Source organism: Priestia endophytica DSM 13796 (assembly GCF_900115845.1).
Lineage (GTDB): Bacteria > Bacillota > Bacilli > Bacillales > Bacillaceae_H > Bacillus_I > Bacillus_I endophytica.
The window spans coordinates 244,047-263,270 of sequence record NZ_FOXX01000008.1; the positions used below are offsets into that span (position 1 = coordinate 244,047).

At 34.7% G+C, this 19,224-nt stretch carries 20 protein-coding genes and 1 riboswitch; of the genes, 9 read left to right on the forward strand and 11 right to left on the reverse strand.

All coding sequences use genetic code 11. The features are described from left to right. Positions 1-392: 392 nt before the first annotated feature. The gene (locus BM012_RS16280; RefSeq protein WP_061805523.1) at positions 393-1,856 is read left to right on the forward strand and encodes an aldehyde dehydrogenase family protein; all 1,464 of its coding nucleotides are present in this window, start codon (positions 393-395) and stop codon (positions 1,854-1,856) included. 170 nt (positions 1,857-2,026) lie between these two features. Here the strand turns inward: BM012_RS16280 and BM012_RS16285 are convergent, their stop codons facing one another. From BM012_RS16285 to BM012_RS26480, 4 genes are all read right to left on the reverse strand, one after another. Next, on the reverse strand, positions 2,027-2,665 hold the full coding sequence (locus BM012_RS16285) for a spore coat protein (RefSeq protein ID WP_061805709.1): 639 nt from the start codon (positions 2,663-2,665) through the stop codon (positions 2,027-2,029). A 349-nt stretch (positions 2,666-3,014) separates the two neighbouring features. Further along, a complete protein-coding gene (locus BM012_RS16290; RefSeq protein WP_061805522.1) occupies positions 3,015-3,737 on the reverse strand; it encodes a DUF421 domain-containing protein in 723 nt (240 codons plus the stop codon). A 262-nt stretch (positions 3,738-3,999) separates the two neighbouring features. Continuing rightward, positions 4,000-4,209, reverse strand: coding sequence for a hypothetical protein (locus BM012_RS16295; RefSeq protein WP_061805521.1), 210 nt, complete (start codon positions 4,207-4,209; stop codon positions 4,000-4,002). 12 nt (positions 4,210-4,221) lie between these two features. Then, positions 4,222-4,368, reverse strand: a complete 147-nt coding sequence (locus BM012_RS26480) for a hypothetical protein (RefSeq protein WP_161939325.1) — start codon at positions 4,366-4,368, stop codon at positions 4,222-4,224. A gap of 235 nt (positions 4,369-4,603) precedes the next feature. On the opposite strand from BM012_RS26480, the gene BM012_RS16300 reads away from it, so the two are divergent. After that, positions 4,604-5,071, forward strand: coding sequence for a DUF2243 domain-containing protein (locus BM012_RS16300; protein WP_061805708.1), 468 nt, complete (start codon positions 4,604-4,606; stop codon positions 5,069-5,071). Next, the gene (locus tag BM012_RS16305) at positions 5,064-5,846 is read left to right on the forward strand and encodes a cytochrome c oxidase assembly protein (protein WP_061805520.1); all 783 of its coding nucleotides are present in this window, start codon (positions 5,064-5,066) and stop codon (positions 5,844-5,846) included. Before BM012_RS16300 ends, BM012_RS16305 begins: the two co-directional genes overlap by 8 nt. A 573-nt stretch (positions 5,847-6,419) precedes the next feature. Here BM012_RS16305 and BM012_RS26885 read toward each other — a convergent pair. Continuing rightward, positions 6,420-6,653 carry a hypothetical protein gene (locus BM012_RS26885; protein ID WP_235606187.1) on the reverse strand — a complete coding sequence of 78 codons (234 nt, stop codon included), beginning with the start codon at positions 6,651-6,653 and terminating at the stop codon, positions 6,420-6,422. A gap of 14 nt (positions 6,654-6,667) precedes the next feature. Then, the gene (locus BM012_RS16310) at positions 6,668-8,341 is read right to left on the reverse strand and encodes a Z1 domain-containing protein (protein ID WP_235606186.1); all 1,674 of its coding nucleotides are present in this window, start codon (positions 8,339-8,341) and stop codon (positions 6,668-6,670) included. A 129-nt stretch (positions 8,342-8,470) separates the two neighbouring features. On the opposite strand from BM012_RS16310, the gene BM012_RS16315 reads away from it, so the two are divergent. Then, the gene (locus BM012_RS16315) at positions 8,471-9,259 is read left to right on the forward strand and encodes a histidinol-phosphatase HisJ family protein (RefSeq protein WP_061805519.1); all 789 of its coding nucleotides are present in this window, start codon (positions 8,471-8,473) and stop codon (positions 9,257-9,259) included. Between the two features lie 49 nt (positions 9,260-9,308). Here BM012_RS16315 and BM012_RS16320 read toward each other — a convergent pair whose 3' ends face one another. Beyond that, the gene (locus BM012_RS16320) at positions 9,309-10,235 is read right to left on the reverse strand and encodes an alpha/beta hydrolase (RefSeq protein ID WP_061805518.1); all 927 of its coding nucleotides are present in this window, start codon (positions 10,233-10,235) and stop codon (positions 9,309-9,311) included. Positions 10,236-10,928: 693 nt separating this feature from the next. On the opposite strand from BM012_RS16320, the gene BM012_RS16325 reads away from it, so the two are divergent. From BM012_RS16325 to BM012_RS16345, 5 genes are all read left to right on the forward strand, one after another. Then, positions 10,929-11,234 (forward strand): hypothetical protein, encoded by a 306-nt coding sequence (locus tag BM012_RS16325; RefSeq protein WP_061805517.1) that lies wholly within the window; start codon positions 10,929-10,931, stop codon positions 11,232-11,234. Positions 11,235-11,297: 63 nt separating this feature from the next. Then, on the forward strand, positions 11,298-12,257 hold the full coding sequence (locus BM012_RS16330) for a superoxide dismutase (protein ID WP_061805516.1): 960 nt from the start codon (positions 11,298-11,300) through the stop codon (positions 12,255-12,257). Positions 12,258-12,673: 416 nt separating this feature from the next. Further along, positions 12,674-13,366: a hypothetical protein gene (locus BM012_RS16335; RefSeq protein WP_061805707.1), complete on the forward strand. Its 693-nt coding sequence runs from the start codon at positions 12,674-12,676 to the stop codon at positions 13,364-13,366. A gap of 102 nt (positions 13,367-13,468) precedes the next feature. Beyond that, positions 13,469-13,514: riboswitch (PreQ1 riboswitch) on the forward strand. An 8-nt stretch (positions 13,515-13,522) separates the two neighbouring features. Then, on the forward strand, positions 13,523-14,011 hold the full coding sequence (locus tag BM012_RS16340; RefSeq protein ID WP_061805515.1) for a QueT transporter family protein: 489 nt from the start codon (positions 13,523-13,525) through the stop codon (positions 14,009-14,011). Between the two features lie 636 nt (positions 14,012-14,647). Beyond that, complete coding sequence (locus tag BM012_RS16345) at positions 14,648-14,869, forward strand: hypothetical protein (protein WP_061805514.1); 222 nt, start codon at positions 14,648-14,650, stop codon at positions 14,867-14,869. 188 nt (positions 14,870-15,057) lie between these two features. Here the strand turns inward: BM012_RS16345 and BM012_RS16350 are convergent, their stop codons facing one another. The 4 genes from BM012_RS16350 to BM012_RS16370 form a co-directional block, all read right to left on the reverse strand. Continuing rightward, positions 15,058-15,558 (reverse strand): C1q-like domain-containing protein, encoded by a 501-nt coding sequence (locus tag BM012_RS16350; protein ID WP_082802633.1) that lies wholly within the window; start codon positions 15,556-15,558, stop codon positions 15,058-15,060. A gap of 185 nt (positions 15,559-15,743) precedes the next feature. After that, positions 15,744-15,992 carry a hypothetical protein gene (locus BM012_RS16355; RefSeq protein ID WP_061805513.1) on the reverse strand — a complete coding sequence of 83 codons (249 nt, stop codon included), beginning with the start codon at positions 15,990-15,992 and terminating at the stop codon, positions 15,744-15,746. Between the two features lie 685 nt (positions 15,993-16,677). Beyond that, complete coding sequence (locus BM012_RS16360) at positions 16,678-17,430, reverse strand: TerC family protein (RefSeq protein ID WP_061805512.1); 753 nt, start codon at positions 17,428-17,430, stop codon at positions 16,678-16,680. 1,185 nt (positions 17,431-18,615) lie between these two features. Further along, positions 18,616-19,224, reverse strand: a 609-nt coding sequence (locus BM012_RS16370) for an IS3 family transposase (protein WP_074842848.1), incomplete at its 5' end; no start/stop codon positions are given.

Here is a 19,224-nt window from a genome sequence, read left to right on the forward strand (position 1 = left end):
TACTAAATCCTTTAATGGTGAATAAATTTTTCATTTGCAGTTGATATTGTGGTTTCTTCTTCTCTTCTTTATTGATTTTTTTGTAATCACAATATGAACAAAATGACTATGAATACTAATATTCCAAGGATTGCATTTACAATGGTGCCGAATAATAATAACTTCTATACTGTTAATTTTTTCAATCCTACCGAGAAAAGATTTTTAATTTATTTTTACTGGCGAAAATGTACCACACTCTATAAAAATAAAAAGAATCTTTCACATAATTGTTGAAGAAACATTTAGGTGCAAAGGTAACTTTTACAATCTAGGGTAAAATGCTATCCTATACATAATACATACTAAAAAGGTGAAAAATACAAAAGAATTTGGAAAGAGGTGGATAATTAGTGAATAATTTCAAAGAGAAATACAATAAAAACTATATTAATGGAGAGTGGATTGATGGAGATACAGAACGTACAGAAGATATTATTAATCCATATGATCATTCGGTCATAACCTCTGTTAAATTAGCATCGTTACAACAAGTAAAGGATTCATTTAAAATAGCGGAAGCAAGACAAAAAGAATGGGCACATTCATCTATCAATGATAGAAAGGCGATATTCCGTAAGACAGCTGAATTCCTTCAGAATAATCGTGAAGATATTATTCAGATCATCAGTCAAGAAACAGGAGGTACTCTACTTAAATCAGAATTAGAATTAAACCTTTCTATTGATGTACTAAAAGAAACGTTTAAATATATGAATGCTGTTGATGAAATAATAGACATCCCTTCGACAATCGGAGGAAAAAGAAATAGAGTTTATCGTCAACCACTTGGCGTAGTTTCATCGATTTCACCCTTTAACTTTCCAATGAATTTATCACTACGTTCTATTGTTCCAGCTATTGCGCTTGGAAATACAGTTGTTCATAAAGCAGATTTACAAGTTGGATTAACAGGGGGATCTATTATTGCACGAGCCTTTGATTATGCTGGATTACCGAAGGGCGTATTTCAGTCTATCCTTACGACTCCTGATGAAATCAAGGACGAAATGTTAGAAAATCCAGTGATACAATTAGTTGCTTTTACAGGTTCTACTGGATTCGGGAAGCATATAGGGAAGGTAGCGGGAGAAAATCTCAAACGTGTTGCATTAGAGCTTGGTGGAAATAACCCATTTATCGTTCTTCAAGATGCAGATGTTAATAAGGCTGTTGATGCAGCTATTTTTGGGAAGTTTATGCATCAAGGACAAATTTGCATGTGTATTAATCGACTTATCGTACATAAAGATTTATATGAAGACTTTGCGAATAAATTTATGGAAAGAGCTTCAAAGCTGCCATACGGAGATCAAACAAAGCAGGATACAGTAATTGGTCCACTGATTAATGAAAAACAAATAGAAAAGGTACTTGAATTAATTGAAAAAGCTGAGAAAAGTGGCAACAAGCTAGGGCTAAGAGGTAAGCGAATAGGAAACGTGTTAACTCCATTTGTATTTGTTGATGTAAATAATTCTGATGAAATTGCTCAGACAGAATTATTTTCCCCAGTAGTTTCAATTATAAAAGCTGAATCCGATGATCATGCAATTGAATTAGCTAATGACACTATCTATGGCCTAAGTTCTGCTATATTTACTTCCGATTTAAAAAAAGGCGAAGAATATGGATTGAAAATTGACAGTGGGATGACACACATAAATGATCAAACTGTAAATGATGCATCTAATATACCGTTTGGCGGTAATAAGCAAAGTGGTCTAGGAAGGTTTGGAAACCCATGGATAATTGATGAATTTACAAAGTTAAAATGGATCTCTATTCAAGATAAATATCGAGAATTTCCGTTTTAATAGGATGAAAAATAGTCTTCATTCCCCTCCTTCCCTTTGTCAGTCCTGTTAGATATGGAATTTTCGAAACTTGTTTATAATCATATATAAAACAGAAGATTTACCATACGCAAAAATAAAACTCATGGAACTAGTACTGGTTCCATGAGTTCTCTTCATTAATAGATAAATTAATGAGTTGTATTGTTATTTGGCATGTTTTGCTGTCCTTGAGCAGGTGCATATGCGTTTAACATTTGTTGCATATCTTGTTGCGCAAGTTGTGGTACTTGATAGTAATGATGTTTGTTTTGATAAAGAGAAAGCTCATATGCCATTTCAATACTATTTGGGATAGAGTCTGCAAGCACACGGCGCACAACTGGATTCGTTGTTTCAAGGGCTGCTGTTGTTTTCATTGTTGCACATGACTTTACAGAGCCAAGCATACAGCTTGAAACACATTCATCTGTAATTTCATTTACGGATTGTAAAGGCTTCTTAGGTTGAGATGGCTTAAGACCATATACAAAGTCATTATCTTGTTTCATCTTATAACTCTGTGTTGGTTTAGAAGGATCTTGACCACTTTTAAAACATTCTACTGTTGTATTGTACTCATCTTGAATAAATTGATATTGGCGTTCCAAAATATCTTTTAATTCAGGATCTTGTACATGTTGACGTAACAACGTATAAGAATTTAGAGTACCAATTGTTCCTGATAATACTTCTTGCACATCAAAGACTTCATGTCCACCATGATTCATGTGTTGTGGAATATTCCCAGTGTGCATGTTTTGATGTGTTTGATCTTGTTCATTTTGCATCATTTAAAACTCCTCCTTTTGGAACCATATTTTCGCAGTTAGTATAAAACAACAAACAAAAATTATTCCTTACAAAAATAATAGAATAGGTAAGGCGATTTTTTTAAGTTTTAAATGATACATACTATTTTATAGATGAGGGAAAATAAAAAAAATCCTGCTTTTCTATCTTCCTCTTTTCTCTTATTTTTCAGATATAGCCTTCTATGTTTCTTCAAGAAAAGCTATCATAAAAATCTGTAAACAAACCTGTTTACGGATTTTTATAATTCACTTCTTGAAAGTATAGTTAAAGACTTTTTCTTTTTTTATTAGTGGATGATTTTTCTCCCCATTATTTAAATGGTGATCAATGAATAACATCTGGCTTAATAACTGGATTAGAGTCATAAAGTGAAACATACATTTCATTTCGCTCATTAATAGTAGCTAAAAAAATACGATTTATATCTTTAATCCCCTTTTTCTCCAATTCTTGATTTAACCATTCTTCGGTCAAATGTAAGTCTGTTAGTACTTTTCTATATACTTTCCCTTCAATCACAACCGGATAAGCAATTCCATCAAGACTTTTTTCAATACCTAAATCATTTATTGTTACAACATCGTTAGCAGGATGTTTATAAACAGTTAACTTCCCGTTTGATTCAATAATACCAAGATGAACATGTGTTATATCAAAGATTCCGTTTTCTCTTAACATTTGCAAAATATTATCAAGTGAATAGCGTATCTTTTTTATATTGGTTCTTGATATTTGACCATCTTTAATCACAACCGTTGGGTCAAATGTAATGAGCTTTCCAAATTTTCGAAATGAGATCGCTAACTTTGCGATAAGACGTTGAAGAAGAGCAATCAAAACAATGGTTACAGCTGTATGAAGATGTTCCACACTAGGATCTGCAATATCCGTTCCAACAACAGATCCTAATACAAGAACAACAAGAAAATCAAAAACAGGAAGTTCTCCAATTGCCCTTCTTCCCATTACAAGCGTTACAACTAAAAGTAAAGGGATAATTGTTACTATTCGTCCAAAGATAAGCATTAGCTCTTTTAAAAGTTCCATTTTCCCCCTGCCTTTTCTGTACAGATATACATTTACTTTTTCCGTAAAGAAAAGGAAACATGTATCATACGTTCTAGAATTTAATAAGTGTGATGTTTAAGCACGTCATCTATTTGATTCATCAAAGGTTCTCGATATAGATTATTTTCTTCCCCATAAATATAAGAAAGTCTAAAAATTGTAAAAGGAAACCCTCCGTTTCTCCTTTATATAAGTTAAAAAGATCATGTTCCGCTTCTTTGTTATTCCACCCATACCATTTCTAATAAGGATTTTTCCCTCTTTGAAACGTTTCATTTACTTTTTTACTCATTTCTTCATAAACAGCTCCAGTACTGCAGAAAATATAATGTTGCAAGTTAGGATGTTTGATATATTTTATAACGCTTTTCACTTGATCTTTTGTATAGGCGTTCATATTAAATACAACAACAGAGTGTTTATGAGCAAGAGCCTTTTCTACGTCACTCACTAAATTGTGATTTCAAACAAGGTAAGAGTTGAGCCCGCTATAATTAATAGGATTTTTCTTTCTTGTAAAGAGATCAACATTGTATCCTTGTTCAATCAAATGTGTCGCTAGTACTTTACTTATAAATACGCTACCTCCCATTACTAAAATTAACGTCATTTTCTTCCCTTCTTTTATATTTGAACAAACATTTATAATAGCAACTTTTCTTCTTCTTCAAAAGTTAGAAATAAGGGTCCGCTCTCATGAAATTCTCTTTTTAAGAAAAATGAAGAGAAAAGGACGAGAACAATGAGAATAAGGATTGGCCTTTTTAAACTTTCTTTTAACCGTTTACAGAAAAGATGAGTTGGGAAAGTGGTATATAGTAACTTTTTTAGAAAGGAATGATAAAATGAGCAAAGCATCGTTAAACTATGTAAAACGAAATGTATTTTCAGGTATTCTTGTTGGAATTGGTTTTGCTGCTTTTATTGATGAAGTTGTTTTTCATCAGCTTTTACAGTGGCATCATTTTTATGATGGTTCAACAACCAAAATTGGAATCATATCTGACGGTTTCTTTCACGCCTTCAGCTGGTTTGCCACAATTGGAGGTTTGTTTCTATTTGCTGACTTACGCCGCCGAAATGCTCTGAAATTTAAAAAGTGGCACGGTAGCTTTTGGCTTGGGACAGGAGGATTTCAGCTTTACGATGGACTTATTCAGCATAAGCTTATGGGTCTTCATCAAATCCGCTATGTTGATACCTTATGGATATATGATACTATTTGGAATGGGTCAGCCCTTCTGATGATTGTAGCTGGTATTGTATTACTACAAATAAGCAAGAAGAAACAAGGACATCATTCTTATGAATAATATGCATCATCATATAGTTAGAGCAGATTTCATCTTAGCTGCTCCATTTCTTATCACATTGTTCCTTTATCTTTTTTCTGTATTTCATTCTAATTCTCGCTATAAAATCTGGCCTTTTTCTAGAGTGATTTTGTTTTCTTTAGGTATTTTTTGTGCAGTAGGCTCTGTTAGTGGACCAATTGCGGAAGGAGCTCATTCTAATTTCACTCTACATATGGTTGGACATTTGCTGCTCGGCATGCTCTCGCCGCTGTTGATTTCTTTATCTTTTCCAATAACGCTTTTGTTGCGTACGCTGCCCAAGAAACGAGCTAGAATGCTCTCCGCCTTTTTAAAAAGCAGATTTTCACATTTTTTTACTCACCCTGTTGTTGCCACATTGTTAAATGTTGGCGGGCTTTGGTTGCTTTATACAACAAATTTGTACCATATGATGCATGAACATGTTTTATTGCATATTTTCATTCATGCTCACGTGTTTATAGCAGGCTATCTTTTTACAATTTCTATGATTTATATTGATCCCGTGTCACATCGCTTTTCTTATCTGTACAGAACGATTGTCCTTATTTTCGCACTAGCAGGTCACGGAATTTTATCTAAATACATCTATGCACATCCGCCTTATGGAGTACCTGTTCATAAAGCTGAACTTGGCGGCATGATAATGTACTATGGAGGAGATATCATCGACGCACTGCTTATTTTTCTTCTTTGCTTACAATGGTTTAACTCTACAAAACCGAAAAAAAGACCTGAAGCACATTATGCTTAGCTCATCTTAAACACTATTGAGGTGAAATAGATGAGCAAAGAAAAAAGTAGGGATTCATATTTTTCTCTCTTTAATATTACATTTTAACTGTTAACAGCACTATCCAGATGATTGTTCCGCTTGTATGCTGCAAAATAGATTTTATTATTGCTTCTTTGTTAAAAGCTATGGATGAAGAATCTACATTCTTCATCCTTTTTTCTTGAGAATCCCATCTGAATGTACAAACTCTAAACTTGACATTTCTTTATACTCTTCGTTTTTATAAATAGAACTTTTAGCTCTTCCTTCTATCTATGTGGCTTAGCTATGCTCACTAAGTATCACAGTCTACGATATATGTACCAACGTTTTCTTTCAAAGTAACGTCCATTCATAAGACTCTCTTTTTTCTTCTCTTTCTTTCCTTCCATGTTGTTAATTCACAAGTCTACAGCGTCTCTCCGCTAAGGAAAAGAAATATTAGGTAACTTATTTCAAACACAAGACTCCTTTTTCCTTACGACACCAACTAAATTCCTCATAGCCACAAATCGCCTTCAATTAAAAGAAGTGAGACATATTATGCCTCACCTATTCTAACACTCCACCTGTGAAAATTGTTGTTTTTGTATTTTTGGGCGTTACAAGTACAGGCCACCAAAAAGGTGCGCCTCGCCAGCCATTTTCTTCTTTTCCATTTTGACGAAGTAAAATCAACACAGGTGTATCAATAGCAATGCGTTTTGCAAGCATTAGTTCGCTTTCTTCATTTGAAGCTGTGTCTGGTGCATCTTCATAGCGACGATTGCTTCTTATCCGACTCATATTACGATTTTCTCTTACAATACACAATACGTTGCCACTATATTTAGAGTTCGAATTTTTAGAATAGAAAGTAAGATTTTATTTGGATTGCAAGGAACCCGTTTTTCATCTTCATCACGTCTTATAAATACAACACCTCTTTCATGGCTCTTCTTTTTAAAAGATTCCCGTAGTGATGTATCAAATTCGTGAATTTTTTTCATTATCTGATAAATTTCCAACGTTGTATAAAAGCGAGTGACAGCTAAATCTTTCTTTAATCTGTAACCAAACATTCGAGAGTGCTGTAAAACGGTATCCTGCTGAAATGTTCTTGGATTTCGCCCATAATAGAAACCAATTAAATTTTGTACGGTAATTCCGCGATCTAAAATTTGCCCGCCAATAAAAATATTAAGAGGTGCTCGGAGTTTCAGCTGTCCTTTATCATCTAAAAGCTCTGATATTTCTTTTTCTGAATTTACTTTTGTCACAAGTACATAATCGTTTTGTAAATAAAAATACGTTTCATACTCAACATCTTGAAGCGTTGGAATTTCCCCTTTTATTCTTTCTAATGATTTTTTTAAGTTAACATAAAGGGGCTTAATGAGTTTATAAAGAACAAGAGGCTGTTCAGCTGCCATTTGTTGAAGCTTTCGTTTCATCTCAATCACAATCGTTTCTTGCCATTCGTGAGCTGCTTTTGCTTGCTCAGTATGAACAATAAAGCTGTATTTCTTCCCTCTTTTGCTCATTTGCCGCTGCTGTAGCCTTCTGATAATTCCATCAACGATAAATTGAAGGATCGCTGTGCGCAGCGATTCAATCCTTTTACTTGTTAACGCTTCTTCTAGTTTGAACCGCCTTCTATCTGGTTTCTTTAAAATAGCAAGCTCATGTGGTGGAATCGCTTCATAGAGATAAGAAGCAATCGACTGTTTCCTTGTGCTCTCTTCAAAATAATACTCTCCTCCAATATAGCCGTCAGATACAGGAACAAGTTCTGTGAATGAAGGCTTCACAGGTTGAAAATCCTGAATAGAGCCATCAATTTTCAAATGTTCAGGCTGAAGATAAAGAGAATATGGTGTTGCTGTCACTTGTAAAAAGGAAATATCGTCAACTTTCTTCCGGAACTGATCAATCTCCCCTGCAATAACTCTCATTTCATGGGCTTCTTTTTTTGTTTTTAAGAAACCGACACTAGCAAAATCTGCTTCATCATCAATTAAGAGAATCTTTCGGTTCTGAAGAAGCGGATATTGTTCAAAAAAAGCTTTATGAAGTCTTCTTAAATTGTGAATTTCTTTCTTCACAATAAAAATGAGCTTTTGGTTTAGTTCATATTGAATAAGATTGTCTGGAAGATTCATAATGTCATAAATTTGTATTTTATCATGAGCCTGAAACGAAGAAAATTCTTCTTTCAAACGTTCATACGTTTGCCTTGTAAGAGCTTTTGTACCTTTTGTAAGGACAATTGCAATATCATAATTGTTATCAAAAGCTAACCCTGTAATTCCAATAAACGTTTTCGTTTTTCCGCTTTGAATTTTTCCAAGCAGCATCCCTGGCTTATTTGCCGTTGTCTTTTTATTTTTCAATCCTTTAAGCGTATTAAAAATGCACTTCTCTGTTTCGGGGGAATAATCATTCTTCTTCAACAGTCCTTTATAGAATAGACCCCGAATAAGCTGTTCATTCATGCTGAATCTTTTTCTCCTCTTTCATCATAGTCTTTGCCCATTGTATCACAACATCCCCTTTTTCACGTTGCACAATCTATGCCATAATAAATGAGAGAAGGCTCCACTACATATAAAGGGAGGAACATTATGTTTACGGACTATCATACACATACGAACAATTCATTTGACTCAAAAGCGGTCATGATGGAAACATGCCAAAAAGCACTTGCGAACGGAGTAGAACAAATTTGCTTCACCGAACACTTCACGCTAAACCCGAACGTTCCAACTTATGGACATATGAAATGGGAGAAGTACAGCGAAGACATTCAAACGTGTCAAGAAGCTTTTAAAAATCAACCTCTTCACATCTTAAAAGGAATAGAACTTTGTGAACCACATAAGTATACAGAAGAATATAAACAGCTGTTTCAAAAAGAGCACGTAGATTTTATTCTCGGTTCTGTTCACAATATTAAAGATATCGGCCTTCGAAAAACATTAGCAAAATACTCAAGGTTAGAAGCGTATGACCTTTATTTTAAAGAAATGCTCTTACTTGTCGAAAAAGCGGACATTGACTGTTTAGCTCATTTTGATCTGATTAAACGCTATTCAAAAGAACCGTTTAGTAAAGACGACTTCGAAAAATTCGAGCCTCTTATAAAACAGATACTTTCTAAAGCAATTGAACGAGGTATTGGAATTGAAATTAATACATCAACAGTAGAAGCATTGAATGAACCAATGCCTTCACACTATATTTTGTCTTTATATAGAGAGCTCGGAGGACACATTTTAACTATTGGTTCGGATTCTCACTATTCAGAGCATATTGGTCGAGGTATTAAAGAAGCGTATGCTCTTGCAAAAGAGTGCGGATTTACAGAAGTGAGTGTTTTTGAAAAACGACGTGCCACCTTTGTTTCTATTTAAAAAAGCAGGCTTTCCTTGGTGAAAGCCTACTTTTTTTATAAATCGTTTTTTAAAACGCTTCTTTCAAAGATTCTGCTCCTTCTTTCAACGCTTCTCTTGCTTCTGGAACAAATTCAATAAAGTTGGCAAAGCCGTGGATTAAATCATGATAATTTTTGTAAAAAACAGGAACTTCATTTTCTCTTAACTTTTCTGCATAAAGCGCGCCAGAGTCACGAAGCGGATCATATTGAGCCGTAAGTATCGTTGCAGGAGGAAGGTTTGATAAATCTTCTGCAAGGACAGGGGATGCATACGGATGCTTCCAATCTTCTTGCTTATTTACATAATGTTCTCCAAACCATTCCATAAGCTCCTGGGTGAGAAAATAGCCTTCGCTGTTTTCTTTCATTGAGGGAAGCTCATAATCACGACCTGTTGATGGATACAGTAAAAACTGATGGATAATGCTTGGCCCTCCTTTTTCTTTAGCAATAATGCTTGTAACTGCAGCTAAATTTCCTCCTGCGCTGTCGCCTCCAACAGCAATTCGATTAGCATCAATATCAAATTCCTCTGCATGATCACTAATATATACAACAGCGTCATATGCATCGTGAACACCAGCAGGGAATTTATGTTCAGGGGCTAATCGATAGTCTACCGAAATGACCGTACATTGTGCCATATTTACAATTGCTCTGCATACGCCATCATGACTATCAATATTTCCTAACACCCAACCTCCCCCATGGTAATAAACAAGAGCAGGGAACTTTCCATTGCCTTCTGGCTTATAGACTCTCACTCGAATATCTCGATCTTTCAATTGAAGCTTCTTATCTTCTACTGCACCTACTCGTTCAACGGTTGTCGGAGCCTGTCTCATTTGCTCTTGGAGCGCTCTATATTCTTTTGGAGTAATCGTTTTCAAATCTAGTTTTGGTATACTATTCATCTGATCAAGCATCATTTTAATTTTAGGATTTAAAGACAATCAAAAAACCACCTTTCTTACATCATTTACTATCTTTAGTATACCCCTTTTATATAGATAGTTCAGCTTTTTAGCCTATGCCCTTCCAACAACAGCAATTGTTTTTTCTTCGATTACATAGCCTTAGCCTTCAATTGCTCTATAAGATTCATTAAATTAAACATCATCTCATCAAAGGAAGTCGTTCCACTCGCTTTTAATGTTAACTTATCTTTGTCCCTTGTAACTTTAATACTTATATTTTTTTCGTTTACCATTTTCATATTGCTCAGTGAATCTAGTAATGTTTTATACTCGTCTTCTGTTATCCCCGTATTTTCACGATATGGTAATGCTTCCCCTTCTTTCGTTTAACTCACATAGTCTATATACCAATCTTTGTACTCTGCTTTTCTTCTACATTTTTCTCTGCAACCTCTTTTTTCTCCTGTCCATTCTCACTCTTGACCACATCCTGCTAGAGCAAACAAACTTAAGGAGATTATGATCGATGATTTCTTCACTTTTGCTCTCCTTCTGGAAAGTATGTAGAATAATTACTTAATGAGGATAGTTTATCAACATTTATCTCCAAATAATAGAAACTAAAAAAGAATCTAGGTTCAACACTTTTTCTTCTACACTTTTTTACTATAATAGAGAGAAATATGGTATTCTACTTTTATTCTCTCACTTAAAAAAGGAGTTTTTAACATGAATTCAAAAGAGATGGAACAAAAAATTATTCAAAATTATCAAAAAGACGAAGAAATGATGATTCTGGTTTTTGCACAATGGTGTGTTAACCATGATTTAGATCCTTTTGAGCTATATATACGTGCATACCCTAACCAAAAGGAGAATGCTGCATTAAAACATGGGCTCTCCCTTACTGTACCAAAGGAGGAAGCTGGTGAAGTTGGAGATAGCACGCTTTTAGGCGTTTTATCTCTATTTGGAAATGATGATCTAGCATTTGTTGTAACTGAAGAAATGAAAAAAATGAAAGAGAAGAAGTAACGAACCTTTTTTGCCTCCTCTACATATAGTGACCACAACGATGTAGAAGGAGGCTTATGTACTATGGATAATGAGACAAAGGACTACAAAACATACTTAGAAGACTGGGCTAACGATTTGTATAGCCATTGGGACTCTCTTCCCTCTCACCGAAAAAATGAAGATGAATGGCACCAAAAGTGGAATGAATTTGCTCATCTTTTAGAAGGAAATCATGATCAAGATATGCCATATGCTTGTTTTGAACGAGCAAAAGAGCTTTACCTTTTGTGGGAAGACGCCTATAAAGAGCGGGAGCGAGATGAAGAAATTTATCACGAGGAAGAGAACCCACATGAGGAAGAGAGTCACCGAGACGAAGTAAATCATCATGAAGAGAACCGCCCTGCTTTTAATCCTGTACCGATTGGAGGACATACTTTACCTCCTTTACCATATTCGTATGAAGCACTTGAGCCCTATATTGACCGCGAAACAATGAGGCTTCATCATGACAAACATCATCAAACATATGTTGATGGGTTGAACAAAGCAGAGAAAGAAATGAAAAAAGCGCGAAGCAGTGGAGATTATACGCTTATTGCCTACTGGGAGCGAGAAGCCGCTTTTCATGGAGCTGGACATTATCTTCATACGCTTTTTTGGAATGTAATGAGCCCAAATGGTGGGGGAAAACCAAGAGGTGAAATACGAAAAGCGATTGATAGCACGTTTGGAGGATTTGAACGATTTAAACAACAGTTTACAGAAGCCGCAAACAAAGTAGAAGGATCTGGATGGGGCATTTTAGTATGGGCTCCTCGTGCTCATCGTTTGGAGATTTTACAAGCTGAAAAACACCAAAACTTAAGTCAATACGATGTTATCCCTCTTCTGGCTCTTGATGTATGGGAGCACTCTTATTATTTGAAATATCAAAATGACCGCAAAAAGTATATTGAGAACTGGTGGAATGTTGTCAATTGGGCACATGTTGAAGAACGTTATCGTGAAGCAATGAAAGTGAAATGGAAGCCATTTTAATATAATATAAATATCGCTCTTTTTTAGTTGTGGAACACCTGTCCTTGGGGTATAATGAGACTATCTCTTACAATGGAAATGTGAACAACAGATTCATTCCTCATAAAAAGGAGCGATATGTTTATGAATATTACGATTTATTATGGAAGTCATGACGATAAAACATTACATACAATGGACTGTTTTGTAGAAGATGAAACAGATGAAGAAGGTTCAAACCTTGCATAATCAAAGCATTGATGATACTGATCAATGCTTTTTTTGTTGCCTTCTCTATTATACTGGGACGAAAAATGAGAGAAAATCTTCCTTCTCTCTCAATTTTTCCTCTTCTTTTTCTTTACTTTTAGAGAAAAGTGCTGTAATATAGGAGTATAGAACATTTGTTCGTGTTACTAATGCAAGGAGCTGAGCTTATGGCAAGAATGACAAAACATAGTCGTAAAAAAACCTCTTCCCCTACTCTTTCAAATACTGGTTTCATTGGGGCAACGTTCACAGACTTAGATGATTTAACGAAATATGAATACTACTTCTCTCGTAAAAAGCTGCAAATTACACATCACGTGCTTGATGGGCTATTGCAAGGAAGCAGCATTTTATTTTCGCAGCATGGTATTCCTGCGCACATCTCCTGCATCTATTTACCAAAGCAAAAGAAAATTGGCCTTGTTTTATCTAAAACACCCTTTCGCCGTAAAGAAGGGAAAAGTTATTTTATTAACTACCTACGTGAAGTTGGACATTTAAATGAAGATGAAAAAATAAAAGAACATGAGATTTTTAATACAGGCTTTATTGGCGTCATCTTTGCAGATCTCTCTAAAGTCGAACGTTTTACATTTCAGTTTGAGTTAGAACTTCTTTCTCAATTTTTAAAAGGCTTAATCATTCCTGCAAAAGAGCTTTTCCTTCGTCATAACATTCAAGCTTATATCTCTTCTGTTGAACTTACTAATGAAGGGAAAATTGGTTTCGTTCTTTCAAAGAAACCATATGATGAAAGAAAGGAAGCAGACCTTTATTTCATTGAATACTTAAAAGAACGTGGATTATATGAGGAAGAAGAAGAATTTATTCCTATACATAGTGAAAAGACTCTTTTTTAAAAAAAGAGTCTTTTTTATAGGACTAGCCAGAATGTTTTTACTTTTTCTCTTTTCTTATCTCTTTATTGACGAAACGTGCGCCCTCTTGTATTATTTTTTAGTATTATCGTGGTTCGTAACCCTCCCACGCTAAAAAAACTAAGGAGAAATAAATTGGTGAATATTAGAACAATGAGCATTAACGCCCTTGTAGCGGCTTTATATATCGCCGTATCTCTTTTAATTCAGCCATTTGGCTTCACAAACATTCAGTTTAGACTTTCTGAGATATTTAATCATCTTGTTGTATTTAACAAGAAGTACCTTTTTGGCATCGTTATTGGAGTTTTCTTAACGAATTTACTATTCTCACCGCTTGGAGCATATGATCTTGTATTTGGCGTCCTTCAATCTCTTATAGCTCTACTTGTTACAATTGGAGTAGGCCGCTATATAAAGAACTTATGGGCTCGTATGATGGTGAATACAGCTATTTTTACAGCAACAATGTTTATTATAGCCTTTGAGCTGCACTTAGCATTAGGGCTTCCCTTCCTTTTCACATGGCTTACAACAGCTGTTGGTGAATTCGTTGTGATGTTTATCGGTGCTTTTATCATGATGGCTTTGAATAAAAAAATATCCTTCAAAACGCTCTTGGATTAAAAGAGAAAAGGCAAAAGGCTTCCTTGTGACAGGAAGCTTTTTTATTATAAGAACGACTTCGTATACGTCATTGTATCTGTTTTTTTGCGCTGCTTTTGGCTCTTTTGCCAAATAGCCGATGTAAAAAAAACAACTACTTCTCCTCTTTAGGATAACCGAGAGCTTCCATAACTTTTGGATGATAGCATATATCCGATTTTGTATTTTGGTAGATTTCTATATTTTTTAGTTTCTATAAACATTCATAGAGTTATATAAAGTTTGTGGTCGTTTGCGTGGTCGCCACTGGGTAATTTATACTTAATAAATTGGAGTCTACTTTATAACTTAACTTCTGTATGAAAATTCACTATTTACGCAAATGTTTCTGAACTACTAAGCCGAAAAGTGCTTTAGTAACAACGATATATAAAATATTGAATAAAATGAAAAAGTTCTAGATTTCCTGTCACAAAAGAGAGTTAGACTTTTCTAACTTTCCCGAAGATGTATTATGCAAACTAAAAATGTATAGGGTTATACAGAATAAAAAGAAAAAGAGCTACCCCGTCCATTATATAAAGTCCTCACAAGATTAATTAATGGGCATAAACTAGGATTGTGATATTTAATTATATTTGAAAGGATGTAATTACTATGTATCCCCTTTATACTACCTCACATCATCTCAAACAAGAAACTTTATTAAAGGTTAATCCATGGGTACAATATGGTTTAAATGAAGCTCAAAAAACATCTATCCCTCATGCAATGATGGAAATAGCAGCTATTACTTATCTGATGGGTAAAGGATATGATCCACGAACAGCACATCAAATTGTCGAGTCATGGGAAATTCATGAAACGTTTTATCTGTAAGAAGTAAACAGACAAATGATTATGTTAAAAATCCTGTTCAATTCAACAGGGTTTTGTTTCCTATAATTTTTGTTATGTGAATGATAAATATACAAAAAGAGCAAAAAAACGACTTTTTTAAAGAAAAGGTCGTTTTTTCTTGTTCTTATCAACAGATTAAACATTAGAGGTTAGGCGCCTAATCTTATTTATGTTGTTGGGGAAGAAACTTTAACTGCTGCAAAGTGTGTATTTGGGCTTGCTTGGATTGCACCAGCGACAGTACTTCTCATTGCTACCTGCACTTGATCTCCAGCATTTAATTGAAGTATCTCAGTAGTCGTTAGGATGGCCGGGATATTATCTGTAAAAGTTTCACTATTTCTTCCCTCAATTACATCGCTATTTATTAGGAAGACCATTTCTAAGGTAAACTCACCACTAATATTCGGTTGAAACTCAACAGATGCAGTGAGCGAATATACACCATCCGTTTGTGGGATAAATGTAGATGTATTTGGATTATATTCATTCGCTAAATCAAATTGTTCATTTTGAAAAAGAACTTGACTAGCAGCGTTTGCGGGAAGAAATTGATTAGCAGTATTATTGATAGCTCTGAATGCTGATGATCCTACATTGCCACTTTTATGACCTGGGTACCAGACTTGTGATTTCTTATAAGGATAATGCGTACTTATTTTAATCACTCCTTTTTAAACAAAAAAAGATTTTGAAATTCTCCTTTTAAGGTAGAATTGAAAGGAGAAGAAGCTGACAACCAAAAATTCACTTTTAACACATTTTTGGGTCAGCCTCTTTTTATCCATACTGGGAGATGAGTCAAAGCATAATCAATTTAACAATATGAAAAGGCATAGATATTTTCAGGTTACTAATATCTTTTTTTGCGATCACAATCATGATCATCTTCTTTAAAGTAAAGATACCCTTTTATAACAAATTTCTTTTTTTCATCATCATGCTCTTTTTTATCATCATGTTTACGATCACATTTATCTTCGTGTTTACGACGATCCTCTTGCTCTTCACAGTAACATTTTACTTTTTTAAATTTATCATGTTTGTCATGTTTATCCTCATAATAGTCTTTTCTATCATAATCATATTCATATCCATACATAGACGTATTCACCTCCTCACATCTAATATGTAATATCATATGAATTTGTTAGACTAAAGATTGGACGAGTATTACACGTCAAAAACCTGTTTTAGCCTAAAAATATAAACGTACTCTTTAAAAAAGGCATGAATGATCAAAACTAACTTAATAGAGGGTTTTATCTACTTATTTCTAATAAGGACAAGTTTAACTAATTAGGAAAGATATTGAAGGAAATAAAAGGTGATTTTGTTAGATTGAAAAGAAAGTGGGTAACTAGACACCTAACCTTTTTCAATGCTTCTAAATTACATTATGTTAACTAACTTTGCATATCTTATACATCTCGAAAAGAAAACAATATGATTTGTTTTTAATGCCTCATGGCGTCTTGAGTAGTTCACTCAAAGGAGCTTCACCGCTTCCCCTACACTCTTTTAAAGATGATCTACCATTTCCTAAACGATTGAATAAGAGGACTCCCTACATTTTCCCAATGCATACAATCAACTTCCTATATTTAATTAGATATATTTGAATAAAAGGAACAAAAAAGCTCTTATCAATTTAATAAGAGCTTTTTCACTTAAAGGTTTTTAGTTAATCCACAGGTTGTGCATTTTTCAAAATGGATTCTTAGCTTTTATTGTCCGCTAGGGGTTGGGGACATATTTCAAAGCTACCGTTTAGGATTTATCCCAAATCACTTTTTTCTCGGTGCAAACCAACCAATTAGGGCAATAGCGACTAATACTCCGTAGAAAATCAGCGTCCACGCTGTACTGTGAGGAAAATCATGATCTAAGACTCCAATATCCTCATGCGCAAGGGTAATGACAGCAAGTTTGACACCGACCCAAGCAACAATAGCATATGCTGTTGTTTCCAATGCTGGGCGTTTTGCAAGAAGCTGCACAAACCAGGTTGCTGCAAACTTAATTAAGATAAGGCCAGCAATACCGCCAAGAAGAACAACAATAAACTGTCCTCCATCCATACCGCCGAAATCGCCGAGCGGTGAATCTGGAAGACCAAGGGCAAGAGCAACCGCAGCTAGTATTGAATCAATGGCAAAAGCGAGGTCAGCTAGCCCAATCTTTGCTACTGTCGGCCAGAAACTTTTTCCAGCGGCTTCCTTTTCATCGTCCTTATGAACATTCTCATTCTTTTTCCCTAAACGTGCCTGAATAACATGTTTTAAGCCTAAGTAAAGAAGATAAGCTGCTCCTATCGCCTGTATCTGCCAGACGTTTGCGATAAAAGAAATAGCAAAAAGAGCAACAAATCGAAAAACAAAGGCCATAATGATACCATAATTTATAGCTTTTCTTTTCTCATTTTCGGGTAAATGCTTGGCTATAACTGCTAGTACAAGAGCATTGTCAGCCGATAACAATCCTTCTAATCCGATTAGAATTAACAATGCCCAAGCATACTCTAGCCATATTGACTCCATCCACTTCTCCCCTTTCTAAAACTAAAATATCATTTAAAAGTTGCGCTAACATTAGACTTTCCCATTAAGCCATAGGTAATTCTAGAAAATATACTTTAATGATTTTTACAGCTGTTTCTCTTCCTCTATTTGGAATCTCCCCTCTTTATATAGGGATTGAAAAACTAACATAATAAAAGCTCTGTTACAAAACCTCTTACTCCTCATTCCCATGCCTCACTTCTAATTAAAGCCGGAATAAAGGAAATACACGAAATTTGGGGGCATAGTGATATTAACACCACTATGAACATCTATACTTATATGACAAAAGATTTAAAAGAAAAAACTTCTCACAAATTCGGTAATTTAATGAAAAGTTTACCCGAAAATCTATAGTTGCTTAATTAAATGTGGTCATTCTTAGTATAACTAAGCCAAAATCCTGTTTGCCCTTGGTAATAAAAAAAGACTTCCTTATGATAAGAAAGCTTTCTTGTCATTACGAAAACCACTTTGGATATATTGATACATCATTCTTTTTAACGGCTTTTGGTTCTTTAGCAGGATACCCAATATAAATAAATCCAACCACTTCTCCTCTTTCTGATAAACCAAAAGATTGAGCAATTTTAGGATGATCACAAATATCTCATTTTTTATTTTTATAAATTTCTCCTCTTTTCTATAAAATCTCTAAGAACCTTTATTTTATAACAAGAATAGAGCTTTTTATATTTTTCAGGTTCTATAAACATCCATGCATTTATATGAAATTTGTGGTCGTTTGTGTGGTCGTTTTTTAGTATTGGGCCAAACTATGCAGCATAGCCTTTAGTAACATAAATAAAAGTTGAATGCAGCCATAAGCGAGTGAAGTAGTCGTCATTGTCCAATTTATACTTGATAAATTGGAGTCTAGTTTATAACTTAACTTATATAAAAAAATTCACTATTTATGCAAATTTTTCTGAACTACTAATCAGAAAAATGCTTTAGTAACAATGACGTATAAAATCCTGAATAAAGTAAAAAAAGGAAAAGTCCAGATTCCCTGTCATACAAGGGGTCTGGATTTTTCTAACTTCTTTGAAGATACATTATGTTAACTAAAAATGAATATCTTATACAGTCCAAAAACAGAAAAACCTACTAACCATGGGACGGGACTGACCCCTGATTTCGAGACAGGGATCAAAACACCTTTTAAACAGCTAGTTGTCGGTATTGTACCGGTGACTGGTTGTTTAGTTTCGTTTGAATACGGATATGGTTATAATAAGTAATGTAGCTTTCGACAGTTTGTTCTACGATGGCAGTCGTAGTACATGTTAACTCGTCGAGGTAAAACGTTTCAGACTTTAGGCTGGAATGAAACGATTCAATGGAGGCATTATCTGCAGGTGTCCCTTTGCGGGACATACTCATGATGATGCCTCTTTCTTTGACTTTTCGTTGATACGCATATGATGTGTAAACCGAACCTTGGTCGCTATGCAACGTACATCCCTCAGGTAAAGAAGGGAGTTGACTTAATGTATCTAAAACAAACTCTACGTTTTGACAATCACTTACTGAATACGCAATGATTTCGCCATTAAATAAATCTTGAATACTTGAAAGATACAACTGTTTAGGTCCAAAAGGCAAGTAGGTAATATCGGTAACCAGCTTTTGAAGAGGGCGCTCTGCTCGGAAATTACGGTTTAACACGTTTTCTGCAACCTGATAAGGTTGTCCTGTTTGTTTCCGTTTTTTCCTTTTCACACGACATTGCCAACCGTATTTCTGCATGACACGCTGCACTACTTTATG